General features: G+C 69.7%; 1 protein-coding gene. It reads left to right on the top strand.

What is annotated here, in order from left to right; all coding sequences use genetic code 11:
• Positions 1-61: 61 nt before the first annotated feature.
• Positions 62-16,504, top strand: coding sequence for an amino acid adenylation domain-containing protein (locus tag ACFWFP_RS08195; RefSeq protein ID WP_379294007.1), 16,443 nt, complete (start codon positions 62-64; stop codon positions 16,502-16,504).
• Positions 16,505-16,539: the final 35 nt, after the last annotated feature.

Genomic DNA, 16,539 nt, shown 5'->3' on the forward strand with positions numbered 1-16,539 from the left:
GACAGGGTTCGTGGGTCATCGCAGAGCTGTGGGCCGGTTAGCTGAAGGATGTTGTACTCGAATGCGTGAAGCGCGCACCTCTCCACGTGAAGTTCGTCGTGCGCCGCGCGGTCGAGGCAACCGAAAGTCGAGTACTCCGCTTTTCACCCAGCTGCTGACCGCGGCGGTCGACACCGCCGGCGATACCGTCGCCGTGTCCTATACCCCAGTCGACGGTGAACGCCGCGAACTCACCTACACCCAGCTCGACGAGTACTCGTCCCAACTGGCCAGAGACCTGATCGCACGCGGCATCGGCCCCGGCGATGTCGTCGCGCTCGGATTCACCCGGTCGATCGAGTCAGTGGCGGCGGTGTGGGCGGTGGCCAAGACCGGCGCCGCCTATGTCCCCGTCGATCCGGCGCTGCCCGCCGAGCGGATCGCCTACCTGCTCGAAGATTCCGGCGCGATCCTCGGCCTCACCAGCACCCCACATCGGCAGAGGCTGGGCGAGTCCGTCGAGTGGCTCGACATCGACGCCCCGACCGAGCACGACCGTATCGCCGCGCACCCCGCCCACCCGATCTCCTACCTCGACCGCGTTCGGCTGCTGACCGATCAGCACCCGGCCTATGTCATCTATACTTCCGGCTCGACCGGCCGTCCCAAAGGCGTCGTCGTCACCCACACCGGTCTCGGTGCCTTGGTCGCGGCCGCCAGGGAACGCTATTCGGTCGACGAGGGCGACCGTGTCCTGCACGTGTGCTCGCCGAACTTCGATGTCTCGGTACTCGAGCTGCTGCTGGCCTTCCACTCCGGTGCCACGCTGGTGGTCTCACCGTCGACGGTCTTCGGCGGCCCCGAGCTCGCCGAGCTGCTGCGCCGCGAACGGGTGACCCACCTGCTGATCACCCCGGCGGCGTTGGAATCTGTCGACGCCCACGACCTGGACGCCCTGCGCGTCGTCGTCGTCGCGGGCGATGCCTTCGGCCCGACCCTGGTCGACCGCTGGGCAGTCGACCGTGCGTTTTTCAACGGCTACGGCCCGACCGAGGCCACCGTCCTCGCCACCGGCACCACCGCGCTGCGGCCCGGACAGCCCATCACGATCGGCACGGCGTTCGCCGGAGTCGGTGCGACAGTGCTGGATTCGCGGCTGCGCCCGGTTCCCGCCGGTGTGGCGGGTGAGCTGTATCTGTTCGGGCCCGCGCTGGCCCAGAGTTATCAGGGCAGGCCCGCGCTCACCGCCGAACGATTCGTCGCCTCACCGTTCACCGATTCCCGCATGTACCGGACCGGTGACCTGGTCCGGCGCACCGCCGACGGCGATGTCGAATACCTCGGACGCTCCGATTTCCAGGTGAAGATCCGCGGTTTCCGCGTCGAACTCGGCGAGATCGACGCCGCCCTCACCGCCCACCCCGATATCGAATACGCGGTCACCCTCGGCACGAAAGCCGACTCGGGCGCGACCGTGCTGGTGTCGTATGTGCTGGCCCGGCACGGCGTGTCGATCGACACCGACGAGGTGGCCCGCTTCGTCGGCGCCTCCTTGCCCGGCCATATGGTGCCGACCGTCCTGATGACTCTCGATGAGATCCCGTTGACTCCCAACGGCAAACTCGACCGCAACGCTCTGCCCGCACCGGTTTTCGGGGCCGTCGGTTCGCGTGCGCCCGAGGGTCCGGTCGAGGCCGCTATCGCCGAGCTGTTCACCCAGATTCTGGGCCTGGAGCAGATCGGTGCCGAAGATTCGTTCTTCGCCGCCGGCGGTGACAGCATCCTGTCCATCCAGCTCGTGTCGCGCGCACGCAATGCGGGCATCTCGTTCACCCCGCAGGCGGTGTTCGAGCACCGCACCGTGGCCGGGTTGGCGCGGGTGGCGGTGCTGGGTGCCGAGTCCGCGCCCACGTTGACCGAACTGCCCGGCGGTGGTGTCGGCGAGATGCCGTTGACGCCGGTGCTGGCCGCGTCGCTGGCCGGTGGGCGGGTGTTCGGCCGGTTCACCCAGCAGATGGTCTTGGACCTGCCCGCCGGTATCGATCGAAATGGCCTGGTGGACACCCTCACCGCGGTGGTCGATCACCACGACATGCTGCGGTCCGGTCTGCGACAGGTCGACGGGCAGTGGGAGCTGCACACCCTGCCACCAGGCGCGGTGGATGTCCACGACCTGCTCCTGCGCGTCGATGTCCCGGCAGGCGCCGACCCGCTCGGCGCGATCGCCGACGCCGCGATGGATTCCGTGCTCGCGTCGCTGGATCCGCAGGCGCACCGGATGATCGGCTTCGCGTGGCTCGCCCGCCCGGACGGCCCCGACGGGTTGGTCGTCGCAGCCAACCACGCGGCGATCGACGGCGTGTCGTGGCGAATCCTGTTGTCGGACCTGGTCGCCGCGTGGGCCCAGGTCGGTCGACGTGTCGTGCTGCCTCCGGTCGGCACGTCGTTCCGTCGCTGGGCGCACGGCCTGACCGAGACGGCGCCGAGCAGGCGCGAGGAACTCGATCACTGGCGCCGGACGCTGGCGGTGCCCGACCCGCTGCTCGGCGATCGCCGGCTCGACTCCCGCGATACCGCGTCGACGGTGCGAACCCTCAGCGTCGAAGTTCCCGCTGACGTCACCCAGGCGATCCTGACCGACCTACCCGCCCGGTACCGCGCGGGCGCCGAGGACGGTTTGCTCGCCGCCCTGGCCATGGCTGTGCGCAGGTGGCGGTCCCGGCGTGGTGTCGACGCACCCGCGACACGAGTCCGTCTGGAAGGCCACGGCCGCGAACAGTCCGCGGTCGACGGCGCCGACCTGACTCGCACGGTCGGCTGGTTCACCAGCATGTATCCGATCGCCCTCGATCTGAGCGAGGTCGGCAACGACGCCGCGTGGCACGGTGGCGACGCCACGGCCGCCGTCGTCAAGGCCATCAAGGAACAGCTGCGCGCGGTGCCGCACAAGGGCATCGGTTTCGGCATGCTCCGCCATCTGGACCCGGAATCGGCATCGCAGCTCGACGGCGCGCTGGGCCAGGTCGGCTTCAACTATCTGGGTCGTCTCACCGCGGGCGATCTGGGCGAGGCCGACCACAGCTGGCTTCCCACCGCCGAGTGGGGTGAGCCTGTCGCCGAACAAGATCCCGAGCTGCCCGCGGCCGCTGTCATCGACATCAACGCCCTCGCCACCGGTACCGACGGCGGCCTGACACTGCGCGCGTCGTTCTCCTATGCCAGCGGCATCATCGACGAGGCGTCGGTGCGCGAACTGGCCGACTGCTGGACCGCCGCCCTGACGATCCTCGCCGAACACTTGCGCGATCCGGCAGCCGGCGGCCTCACGCCCGCCGATGTCCCGCTGGTCCAGGTCACCCAGGCCGAACTCGATCTCTGGCATCGCGAACGCCCGCACCTGTCCGACGTGCTGCCGTTGGCGCCCCTGCAACTCGGGCTGCTCTTCCTCGCCCAGGTGTCGCCGGCCGATCCGTATCTGGTTCAGCTCGCTGTCGAACTGACCGGCGAGGTCGACACCGACCGCCTGCGACGGGCCGCCCGGGCCGTTCTCGACCGCCACGCGATTCTGCGCACGGCCTTCGGTTCGTCGGCGGCGGGCGCGCCGGTCGGTTTCGTGGCCGAGGCCGTCACGGTGCCGTGGCAGGTCATCGACACCGAGCTCGCCGACGCCGACGAGTTCCTGGCCGCCGAGGCGCGGATCGGTTTCGACCTGTCCACAGCACCGCTGCTGCGCTTCACGCTGTTCTGCCGTGCCGACGGCATGCATTTGGTGTTGACGGCGCACCACCTGCTCGTCGACGGCTGGTCGATGCCGTTGCTGATGCAGGAACTGCTGCTCTGCTACGCCGCCGACGGCGCCCCGGCGGTCCTGCCGCGGGTACGCCCCTACCGTGACTATCTCGCCTGGCTCGCGGGCCGAGACCGTTCCGCCGCGTTGCGGAGCTGGCGCGAGGCGTTGACCGGGCACACCCCGACCTTCCTGACCGCAGTGGTGCCGCCGCCGAGCGAGCCGTGCGAGGGCCACGGGATGTGCACCGTCGAGCTGTCACCGGCCGAGGCCGCGGACTTGGCGGCTTGCGCCGCGGCCAACGACGTCACGGTCAACACCCTGTTCCAGGCGGCATGGGGTGTGGTGCTGGCCGGCGTGTTCGGTCGCGACGACGTCGTGTTCGGCGCGGTGGTCTCGGGCCGCCCGCCACAGCTGGACGGCGTCGACGGCATGGTCGGACTCTTCGCGAACACCATCCCCGTCCGAGTCGGCTACAACGGGTCCGAGCCACTGCGAAACATGTTGTCGCAGTTGCAGTCCGAACAGATCGCCCTGCTGGACGGTCATCACCTCGGCCTCGCCGAGATCCAGCGGGCCGCGGGCACGAGCGAGCTGTTCGACACGCTCATGGCCTACGAGTCCTACCCCGTCGACACCGAGGGAATGCGGCGCGCGCACAGCTCCGTCGACGGCCTTCGGATCGTCGATATCCGAGCCGCCAACGCCACGCACTACCCGGTGGCCGTGGGCGTCGAGGTGGGCGAGGGGATCCGCGTCGGCCTCCAGTACCGTCTGGACCTGGTCGACACCGGCATCGCGCAAGCTCTCGCGCACCGCCTGCGCGCCACCCTCGACGCCTTCCTTCACACACCCGACCAGACCGCCGCGCAGCTGCTGGACACGTTCGACCAGCACAACGATGCGATCGCGGAGGCGAGCTACTGGCGTCGCGTCCTCGCGGACCTGCCTACGGAACTGAATCTCCCGACAGATCGCGCCCGCCCCGCGGGTCCCGTGGCGGCCGACGCCCGCGTCGGCTTCGAGATCCCCGCCGAACTCCATCACCGCATGCGCGAGTTCGCCGATGCCCGCGACACGACGGTCTTCAGCCTCGTGCACACGGCGTTCGCGGTGCTGCTGGCCCGGCTGTCCAACGCCGAAGACATCGCGATCGACACCCCGTGCCCGCAGTCTTCGGATGCCCGCGTGGTGTTGCGACTACCGTTGTGCGGCGCGACCTCGGTCGACCAGTTGCTGGCCGAGGCGACTACGGTCGCCCAGCGAGCATTCGCACGAAACGGGTTGTCGCACAAGAGTGTCCAGGCCACCGGCCAGCCACTGGTTCGGGTCACTCTGATGTCGGATGAATGCCCGACCGCGGCTGCCGTGGAGCGCGACCTCGTGCTGTCTTTGCGCGCCGCGAGTTCCGCCCACGCCGACGACCATCGACGATCGGGCGCCGCGGGTGACCATCGACCAGATGCAGAACGTGCCGACAACGACGCCCCGACCGGCGCCATCACCGCCGAATTCGTCTACGCGAGTGCGCTGTTCGACCGGGCAACGGTCGACATGTTCGCGCAACGCCTGATCCGCTTGCTGACGGACGCCCTCGAGCGCCCCCAAACCGCTGTCGGTGACCTCGCGGTTCTCGGTACCGCGGAAGAAACGACCCTCACCGCGTGCACCAGCGATACCCGCACCGCGCTACTCCCCGACTTGATCGCACGCGGCAGTGCGCTGGGCCCTGACCGGATCGCCGTCCGGTCCGAGAACCGTTCGATCACCTACGGCGAACTGACCGAGCGGACCGCCCGCTGGGCCCGCGAACTGATCGCCCGGGGAGTCGGCCCCGAAGTCGCTGTGGCCGTGGCCCTTCCGCGGTCCTACGACATGGTCGTGGCCGCGCTCGCCATCGCCGCGGCAGGCGGGGTGTATGTGCCGATGGACCCGCGCAATCCCGCGCACCGACTCGAGCACCTGGTCACCGACTCCGGCGCGATACTGGGCATCACCGCCGCCGCGCACCTCGAAGACCTGCCCGACGGGCCGGCCTGGCTCACCCACGACGACCTCGACCGAATCACCGCCACCCACCCGACAACGCCGATCACCGACGCCGACCGCCTCTCACCCCTGCGTATCGACCACCCCGCCTACCTCATCTACACCTCCGGCTCCACCGGTCTGCCCAAGGGCGTCACCGTGACCCATGCCGGTCTGGCGCCATTGGTCGACGAGGCGGTCCGCCGCTACCGCCTCGAATCCGGGCACCGCTTCCTGCACATCTGCGCCCCCTGGTTCGACCCCTCCGTCCTCGAATGGCTGTGCGCCTTCACCACCGGTGCGACGCTGGTCGTCGTCGCGTCCGACATCGCGGGCGGGATCGAACTCGCGGACCTGCTGGCCGCCGAGTCCGTCACTCACGCCATCATCACCCCCGCGGTCCTTGGCACGGTCGACCCGGCCGGTCTGCACGCACTGGAGATGTTGTCCGTCGGCGGTGACGTGACAACCCCGGAACTGCTCGCGAAATGGCAGCCCGGCCGCCGCTACCTCAACGGCTACGGCCCCACCGAGACCACGATCATCTCCTCCTACGCCGAACTCGCTGCCGGACAGCCGATCTCGATCGGCGCCCCCGTGCAGGGCACGCACGCGATGATCCTCGATGCCCGGCTGAACCCGGTCCCGCCAGGTGTCACCGGCGAGCTCTATCTGACCGGCCGCGCGTTGGCGCGTGGTTACCGCAATCAGCCGACGACGACGTCGGCCCGATTCGTCCCCGACCCGTGGGGTGCGCCCGGCACCCGCATGTACCGCACCGGCGACCTGGTGCGCCGGCCCGGCACCGGCGACATCGACTACCTCGGCCGCGCCGACACCCAGTTGAAGGTGCGCGGTTTCCGGATCGAACCGGGCGAGATCGATGCCGTTCTCGTCGGCCACCCCGATGTCGAATTCGCGGTGACCGTCGGACGTCGCAGCCCCGCCGGATCGACCATGCTGGTGTCCTATGTGCTCGCGGCACAGGATCGTCGCGCCGACCCTCACGTTCTCACCGAGTACGCCTCGCACCGCCTGGCCGCGCACGCGGTGCCGTCGGCGATCATGGTTCTCGACACGCTGCCCCTGACCTCCAACGGCAAACTCGACCGCAACGCCCTGCCCGAACCGGTCGTCGCGACCGCGCCCGCCGCGGCACCCACCGGCGCGGTGCAAACCCTGCTGGCCGGGCTGTTCGCTCGCGTGCTCGGCGTAGCGCAGGTCGGCGTGCACGATTCGTTCTTCGCGATCGGCGGCGACAGCATTCTGTCGATCCAGCTGGTGTCGCTGGCCCGCGCCGCGGGCATCGTGTTCACCACCCGTGACGTGTTCGAACACCGCACGGTGGCCAAGCTGTCCGACATCGCCGCGCTCGACAGCCCACAGTCGCCCGTGCTGGCGGAGCTGCCCGGCGGCGGCATCGGCGATATCGCGTTGACGCCGGTCCTGGCCGATTTCCTGACCACCGGTTCGAGCGACCGTTTCGCCCAGACCATGGTCCTGGCACTACCCGAGAACATCGACCGCCCAGGTCTGGTCACCACCATCGCCGCGGTCCTGCGCCACCACGACATGCTGCGCTCGCGGGTGCGTCGAGACGGTGACAATTGGCAGGTCGAAGTCCTGCCACCCCACGCCGTCGACGTGGACCCCCTGGTCACCGAGATCGCCGTCGACTCGACCAGCACACCGGATGAGCTGACCCGAATCGGCACCGCCGCAATGGATTCGGCCCTCACGGCGCTGGATCCCGCTGCCGCCCGCATGATCGCCTTCACCTGGATCCGCAGGCACGGCACTCGCGATGTCCTCGCGGTCGCCGCCCACCACTACGTCATCGACGGCGTCTCCTGGCGAATCCTGCTACCCGACCTGGTCGTGGCCTGGGCCCAGTACACGGCAGGTGAGCAGATCGCCCTGCCGCCGGTCGGCACGTCGTTCCGCCGGTGGGCGCACGGCCTCACCACCGCCGACCGCACCGCCGAACTCGACCATTGGCAGCAGGTCCTGTCCACCCCCGACCCGCTGCTCGGCGCCCGCGCGATCGACAGCAGCCTCGACACCCAGGCGACGACGGCCTCGATCACCGTGCAGATCCCCGCCGAGATCACCGAACCCCTCCTCACCACGCTGCCTGCCCAATACCGGGCAGGCGCCGACCACCCCCTGCTCGCCGCGCTGGCCTTGGCCGTGCGGGTCTGGCGGGCCCGTCGCGGTATCGACGCTCCCATCCTGCGGTTGCGACTCGAAGGCCACGGCCGCCAGGAGGACGCCGTCCCCGGCGCGGACCTGACCCGCACCATCGGCTGGTTCACCACCGTTTACCCCGTCGCCCTCGACCTGTCCGCGATCACGCCGACGGCCTTCGACGACCAAGCCCTCGCCGCGACGGTGCGCACCGTCAAGGAACAGCTCCTGGCCGTGCCCGACAACGGCATCGGGTTCGGTGTGCTGCGCCGCGACCCGCACACCCGAGCCGGGTTGTCGGGCACCATCGGCCAGATCGGTTTCAACTACCTGGGTCGCGCGAGCACCGCCACCCAGCCCACCGACGACACCGCGTGGCTGCCGACCGCCGACCTCGGCGACATCGAGGTCGACTACGACCCCACCCTGCCCGCGCACACCGTCCTCGACATCAACGCGATCACCGTCACCACCGACACCGGTCCGCGACTACAGGCGAACTTCCGCTACGCCACCGGCATCCTGTCCGAGTCCGAGGTGAAGGAGCTGGCCGACGACTGGACGAGCTGGCTCACCGCCCTGGCCGAGCACACCCACCACCCGTCCGCGGGCGGGCTGACCCCCTCCGATGTTGCGCTGGTACAGGTTTCGCAGAACGATCTCGACACCTGGCGCACAACCCATCCCGGCCTGTCGGACGTGCTGCCGCTGTCGCCGTTGCAGCACTCGTTGCTCGCGCTGGGCGACATGCTCGACGAGTCGGTTCACGCCTACGTCATCCAGCTCATGGCCGAACTGACCGGCGAGCTCGACACCGACCGGCTTCGCCACGCGGCCGCTACCGTGCTGAACCGGCACGCCAACCTGCGCTCGGCCTTCGTCACCGCCCCCGACGGCACCCCCGTTCAGCTCGTCGCCGACACCGTCGAAACACCGTTGCGCATCGTCGAAGCCACCGACGCCGAACTACCCGCCCTGCTCGCCGCCGACCAGGAAGCCGGTTTCGACCCCACGATCGCACCGCTGCTGCGATTCACGGTGTACACCACCGGTTCCGGGCGCAGCCACCTCGTCCTGACCGGCCATCACATCCTCCTCGACGGCTGGTCCATGCCGCTGTTGATGAAGGAACTGCTCGTCCTCTACGCCACCCACGGCGACGCGACCGCGCTCCCGCCGGTGCGCCCCTACCGCGACTACCTCGCCTGGCTCACCCGCCAGGACCGCACCGCCGCCGAGCACGCGTGGTCGGCGGTCCTCGACGGGGTGTCGACGACGACGATCGCCCCCGAGCTGACCTGGCCGCCCGCGACCGGCCACGGTTACGGCCTGTGCGAGTTCGCACTCGACGCCGCCCGGACGTCCGCGCTGACCACCTTCGCCGCGGCCGCCGAGGTCACCGCGAACACCGTGTTCCAAACGGCCTGGGGCCTGGTCGTCGCCGCGAGCACCGCACGCGACGATGTCGTGTTCGGTGCGACCGTGTCCGGTCGCCCGCCGCAGCTCGACGGCGTCGGCGACATGATCGGGCTGTTCGTCGACGCGGTTCCGGTGCGGGTGCGCCTCGACCCCGCCGCCACCGTCAGTGACCTGATCCGCGCCGTCCAAGCCGAGCAGGCCTCTCTGCTCGATCACCACCATCTCGGCCTCGGCGCGATCCAGCGCGTCGCGGGACTCGGCGAACTCTTCGACACTATGCTCGCTTTCGAGTCCTATCCCGTCGACGTCGAAGGCCTCCAGCAGGCAGGCGGCGCGCTCGACAACCTGAGCATCGACGACCTGCGGGGCGCCGACCACACCCACTACCCGATCACGGTCCTGGTCTTCCTCGGCACCCGCACCCAGGTGCAGATCAAGTACCGCCGCGACCTCGTCTCGGATCCGGTGGCCCGTGCGGTCACCGACCGCCTCCGCACGGCCATCGACAACCTCGTCGCGACCCCCACCACGCCCGTGGTCCGCATCGCCGAACAGCTCGCCACCGACCCGGCCGACCCGATCACCCGATCCCGCTACTGGCGCGAGACCTTGGCCGACCTGCCGGCCCGCCTGGTCTTGCCCACCGACCATCTCGATCGCTCGCGCACGCGGAGTGGGCACGCGGACAGTCGTCTCGGAGCCGAGCACGGTGGTGCCCGGACGACCATCCCGACGACGGTGTACCGAGACCTGCATGAGCTCGCCGACACCGCGAACGTGAGCCGGCAGTCGCTGGTCCGCACAGCATTAGCTGTACTTCTGGCGCGGCTGACGGCGTCCGACGACATCGTGATCAGCACCGGGACCCCTGATCTGTTGTTGCGCACCACCATCGATCTCGCGGCGCCCTTCCTCGATCTGCTCACGCGGGCACACGAGGCCGAGACTTCGGCGCTGGCTCATGCTGGGATCCCGCTCGCCGACTTCGCCGACCTGCTCGGCGTCGAGCCCCGTGTACTGGGACAGGTATCGCTGGAAGTTCGGTCCAGCGACTCCGTCGGCTCGTCGAACGAACTATTGCCCGCTCTGGCGACGACAGAAGCCGGTTCGGATACGCGGCACACCCTGCCCGGGGCCGAGACAGCCGGTGAACTCACCGTGACGGTAGTCGAGTCGACCTCGAGCGCGGCGATCGAGATATCTTTCGCCCGAACCCTTTTCGATGACCACGAGGCCGACACGTTCGCGCGGCGCCTGGCCCGTCTGCTCACCGCGATCGCCACCGATCCACGGACCCCGGCCGGGGACCTACCGCTGTCCGATCACGCCGAATACACCTTCCTGACCCACCTCGGCGACGGCACGACCTCGTCGACCACCCCCACACTGCCCGAGCTGCTCGTCCGCGGCACCGGCTACGGCCAGCACCGGATCGCCGTGCGTGACAACGCGAACACCTACACCTACGGCACTCTCGACGCCGACTCCTCACGCCTGGCCAGAGCTCTCGTCGCCGAGGGAATCGGCCCGGAAACCGTCGTCGCCTCGGCGATCCCGCGCTCCTACGAGTCGGTCCTCGCGTTCTGGTCCATCGCCAAAGCAGGCGGCGTGTACCTCCCCGTGGACCCGAACTACCCCGAAGACCGTGTCCGCCACATGCTCACCGACTCCGGCGCGACCATCGGCCTAACCGTCGCCGCCAAGGCGAACAGCCTGCCCGGATCCCTGCGCTGGCTGGCCCTGGACGAACCGGCCGTGCGGGACCGCATCGCCGCTCGCTCGTCGACCCCGGTACGCGACCGCGACCGCCGAGCACCCGTGCGCCGCGACAACATCGCCTACGTGATCTACACCTCCGGATCCACCGGCACGCCCAAGGGCGTCTCGGTCACCCACGCCGGACTCGGCGCCCTGGTGACCCACTCGGCGGCCCTGATGCGCCTGCGTCACGACCACCGCATGCTGCACGTCTGCTCGCCCAGCTTCGACCAGTCGATCGAGGAACTGGCCACCGCGTTCCACCACGGTGCCACCCTGGTCATCGCACCGCCGGACACCCTGGGCGGCACCGACCTCGACGACCTGCTGCGCACCGAGCAGGTGACGCACACGATCATCACCCCCGCCCTGCTGAGCACCCTGAACCCGGCAGCTCTGCCCGACCTCCAGTGCGTGTCCGCCGGCGGCGAGGCCACCACCCCCGAACTGCTGGCCACCTGGCAACCCGGGCGCAGCTTCCTCAACGGCTACGGCCCCACCGAGGCGACCATCGGCGCGACCTACGCCGCGCTGCGTGCCGGGGACCGCGTCACGATCGGTCGCCCCGTACCGGGGATGCGCGCGGTAGTGCTCGACGCCCGTCTGCACCCGGTGCCGGTGGGCGCCACCGGCGAGCTCTACCTGGCGGGTCCTGCCCTCGCACGCGGGTACGGTGGCCGCGCCGCCGCCACCGCGGATCGTTTCGTCGCCTGCCCCTGGGCCGGTCCCGGCGCCCGCATGTACCGCACCGGTGACCTCGTCCGCTGGGTGCACGGTGACACCTACGAGCTGGAATACCTGGGCCGCACCGATTTCCAGATCAAGATCCGCGGTTTCCGCATCGAGCCCGGCGAGATCGACGCCGTCCTGCTGCGGCACCCGCAGGTGAGTTTCGCTCTCACTCTCGGGGCGCAGAACCCCGCCGGTGACACCGTGCTGGTCTCGTATGTGACAGGCCGTGAGATCGACCCCGGCGCCATCACCCGGTGGTCCGCGTCGATGCTGCCCGCGCACATGGTCCCGGCCGCCGTCGTGGTCCTGGACCGCATCCCGCTCTCGGCCGCCGGGAAGATCGACCGACATGCTCTGCCCGCACCGGAATTCGCGACGCGCACCTACCGTGCGCCCGCGGCCGGGGTGGAACGAACCGTCGCCGAGGTGTTCGCCGAGGTGCTCGGTGCCGAACGCGTCGGCGCCGACGACAACTTCTTCGACCTGGGCGGCAACTCGTTGCTCGCCACCCGGCTGACCGCTCGGATCGGGGCGGCACTCGACATCCGGGTGCCGGTGCGTGTGCTGTTCGCCGCACCCACGGTCGCTGAATGCGCCGCCGAGATCGCCGGATTGGCCCGCGCGGCCCACCGCCCTCCCCTGGAAGCGCGTCCGCGCCCGGATCACATCCCCCTCTCGCCCGCCCAGCAGCGCATGTGGTTCCTCAACCGCTTCGATACCGGAACCGCCGCCTACAACATCCCGGTCGTGCTCCGCCTCACCGGCGAACTCGACCCCACCGCGATGCGGCTGGCCTTCACCGATCTCGTCGCACGTCACGAGATCCTGCGCACGATCTACCCGACCGTCGACCAGGCACCGGCCCAGGTCGTGCTGCCGTCCGACCACCCGGACGTACCGCGCCTGGACGTCGCCACGATCGCAGACAACCGCCTGACATCCGCGGTGACCGAGCTGGTTTCGACCGTTTTCGATGTCACCCGCGAAGTGCCCGTGCGTGCCACCCTGTTCGAACTCGGCCCGGACGACTATGTCCTGGCCATGGCCGTCCACCACATCGCCGGTGACGGCTTCTCCGGCGGCCCCCTCACCCGTGACCTCGTCATCGCCTATACCGCGCGTGCGCAACGACAAACCCCCACCTGGGCACCGCTGCCCGTGCAATACGTCGATTACGCGATCTGGCAGCAAACCCTGCTCGGCGACGACACCGACCCCACCTCGATGGCGGCCGCCCAGCTCGCCTACTGGCAGCAAGCCTTGGCAGAGCTGCCCGACCAGCTCGAACTACCCCGCGACCGGCCACGACCGGCGGTCCAGTCCTACGCGGGCGGGCGGGTTGCGTTCACCGTCGACACCGCCACCCACGCCGCCCTCGCCGAACTGTCCCGCACCCACGGCGCGACCCTGTTCATGGCCGTGCACACCGCCTTCGCGGTGGTACTCGCCGAGCTGTCGGGCACCACCGACATCGCCATCGGCACCCCGGTCGCCGGCCGCGGCGACGCCGCCCTCGACGACCTGATCGGGATGTTCGTCAACACCCTGGTCTTCCGCACCCGCGTCGACGCGGGCGCGAGCTTCGCCGAACAGCTGACCCGCCAGCGCGACACCGACCTGGCCGCCTTCGCCCACGCCGACATCCCGTTCGAACGGCTGGTGGAAGTCCTCAACCCGGCCCGCTCCACCGCCCGCCATCCCCTGTTCCAGGTCGGTCTGTCGTTCCAGAACCTGGCGCAGCTGCGGATGGACCTGCCCGGCACGAGCGTGTCGTCGGTGGAGCTCGACCGGGAGCTGTCCCAGTTCGACCTGCACCTGATCCTGGCCGACCGCTACACCGCCGAGGGTTCTCCCGCGGGCATCACCGGCTACTGCACCTACGCCACCGATCTGTTCGACGCGGCCACGGTCGAAGGCTTCCTGGCCCGGCTCACCCGGCTGATCACCGCGGTGGTCACCGATCCCGGCGCACCGCTGCACACCATCGACCTGCTCGCCCCCGGCGAACGAGTCCGGATCCTCGACACCTGGAATCAGACAGCGCGACAAGCGGATCCGGCCGCGACCCTCGTCTCCCTGTTCGATGCGACCGTCTCGCGCGCCCCGGATGCCCTCGCCCTCGTCGCCGACGACGCCCGGCTGACCTATGCCGACCTCGACGACCGCGTCAACCGCCTGGCCCGCTACCTCATCGCCGCGGGCGTCGGCCCGGAAACCCGGGTGGCGCTGGCGATGCGGCGATCGATCGACCTGGTCGTGGCGATGTACGCGGTCAGCACCGCGGGCGGCGTCTACGTCCCGATCGACCCCGACCACCCTCGATCGCGCACCGGCTACATCCTGGACACGGCCGCCCCGCTACTCGTTCTCACCACCGCCGACACCTGGCTCGCCACCGACACCGCGACAACTCGTGTTCGGTGCATCGAACAGATAGACCTCGCCACCCACAGCCCCGCCCCGATCACCGACCGCGACCGCCGCGCGCCTTTGCACCCCGCGAACACCGCCTACGTGATCTTCACGTCGGGATCGACGGGCCGCCCGAAGGGTGTCGCCGTCTCCCACGCCGCGATCGTCAACCAGTTGCGCTGGAAGACAGCCGAATTCGGGCTCACCGCCCAGGACAGCGTGCTCCTCAAGACCGCGGCCACCTTCGACCTGTCGGTCTGGGAGTTCTGGTCCGCGGCGGTCTGCGGCGGTCGGCTGGTCCTGGCCGCACCCGACGCCCACCGGGATCCGGCCTACCTCGCCGACCTGATGCGGCGCGAAGAAGTGACGACCCTGCACGTCGTGCCGTCGATGCTCGACACCTTGGTCACCGAACACCTCCCACCGTCGCTGCGCCGCGTGCTGGCCATCGGTGAGACCCTGCCGGTCGCACTGACCCGCCGATTCGCCGCCGTGGCCCCGAACACCGCCCTGTTCAATGTCTACGGCCCGACCGAGGCCGCGGTCTCGATCACCAGCCACCGGGTGGGTGGCGCCGACACGACCACCGTCGCGATCGGCACACCGGTCTGGAACAGCCAGGTCTACGTCCTGGACGCACGGCTACGCCCGGTTCCCGCGGGTGTAGCGGGCGAGCTGTACCTCGCGGGCGCCCAGCTGGCCACCGGTTACCTGGGACGTCCCGACCTCACCGCCGAACGCTTCGTCGCCAACCCGTTCCGCGCGGGCACCCGCCTGTACCGCACCGGCGACCTCGCCGCGTGGCGCACGGACGGCGAACTCGAATACCGCGGTCGCACCGACTTCCAGCTCAAGATCCGTGGCTTCCGTATCGAACTCGAAGAGATCGATGCCGTACTGGCTTCTCATCCCGAGGTCGGTTTCGCCGTCACCGTCGGACGCGAGAACCGGGCCGGGGAGACAGTTCTGGTGTCCTACGTGGTGGCCTCGCACGGTGACGAGGTCGACGTGGACGTTCTCGCGCAGTGGGCGGCTCGGTCACTGCCCACCCACATGGTCCCGGCCACGATCATGGCCCTCGACGAAGTCCCCCTGACCCACACCGGCAAACTCGACCGCGCCGCCCTGCCCGCGCCCGAACTGGCCACTCGCGAATACCGGGCCCCGGACACCGCCATCGAACACACGGTCGCCGGGATCTTCGCCGATGTCCTGCGCCTGGACCGTGTCGGCATGGACGACCACTTCTTCGAACTCGGCGGCACCTCCCTGAGCGCCACCCGCCTGTCGGCCCAGCTCAGTACCGCGACAGCCGCGACCGTCCCCGTCACCTGGGTCTTCACCACCCCCACCCCGGCGGGCATCGTCGCGGCGTTGCGGGCCGAAGGCACCGACAGCGCGGGCACCGACGCCGCTTTCGACGTCCTGCTGCCCCTGCGCACCGAAGGAACCCGCGAACCGCTGTTCTGTGTTCACCCCATCAGCGGCATCGCCTGGTCCTTCAGCGGCCTCGCGGCACACCTGGACCGCCCGCTGTACGGCCTCCAGTCACCGGCGTTGAGTTCGACCGAGCCTCTTCCGGATTCGATCGAGCAATGGGCACTGCTCTATCTCAAGCAGATTCGCGCCGTGCAGCCCGAAGGTCCGTACCATCTGCTCGGCTGGTCCCTGGGCGGCGTCATCGCGCATGCCATGGCGGTGCAACTCCAGGAAGACGGCGAGCAGGTCGCAGTGCTGGCCATGCTGGACAGCACCCTGTCAGCGGCTTCGGCGGCCGTCGCGACCACCGTCACCGCCGCCGACCTGCTCGGAGGGTTCGTCGGCACCGAGCGGGTGGACCTCGCCGAACCGGTCGACATCCACCAACTCGCACGGACACTGTTCGAACTCTCCGCACCGCAGGCTACGGTCGACTCCTCCCGCATCGACCGGATCGCCGACGCGGCGATCACCTCGGTGGCCCTCGACGCCGCCTACCGCCCGCGCCGTTTCGACGGCACCATCACCTATTTCACCGCGGCCCACAGTGATCCGACCGGAACCACCGGTGCGTCGTCCTGGTCCGCGGCGGTGACCGGCGCAGTCGACAACCACGCGGTCGAGGCAACTCACTGGCGCATGACCGAAGACCATGCCCTCGCCGTCATCGCCGACACGTTGCGCAAGGAGCTGGGCCAGCCGAAACCCGCGGGTGCGCCGTGACTCAGATCACTCTTGCGGTTGACCTTGGGTCAAGG

This window comes from Nocardia sp. NPDC060249 (genome assembly GCF_042728755.1).
Taxonomy (GTDB): domain Bacteria; phylum Actinomycetota; class Actinomycetes; order Mycobacteriales; family Mycobacteriaceae; genus Nocardia.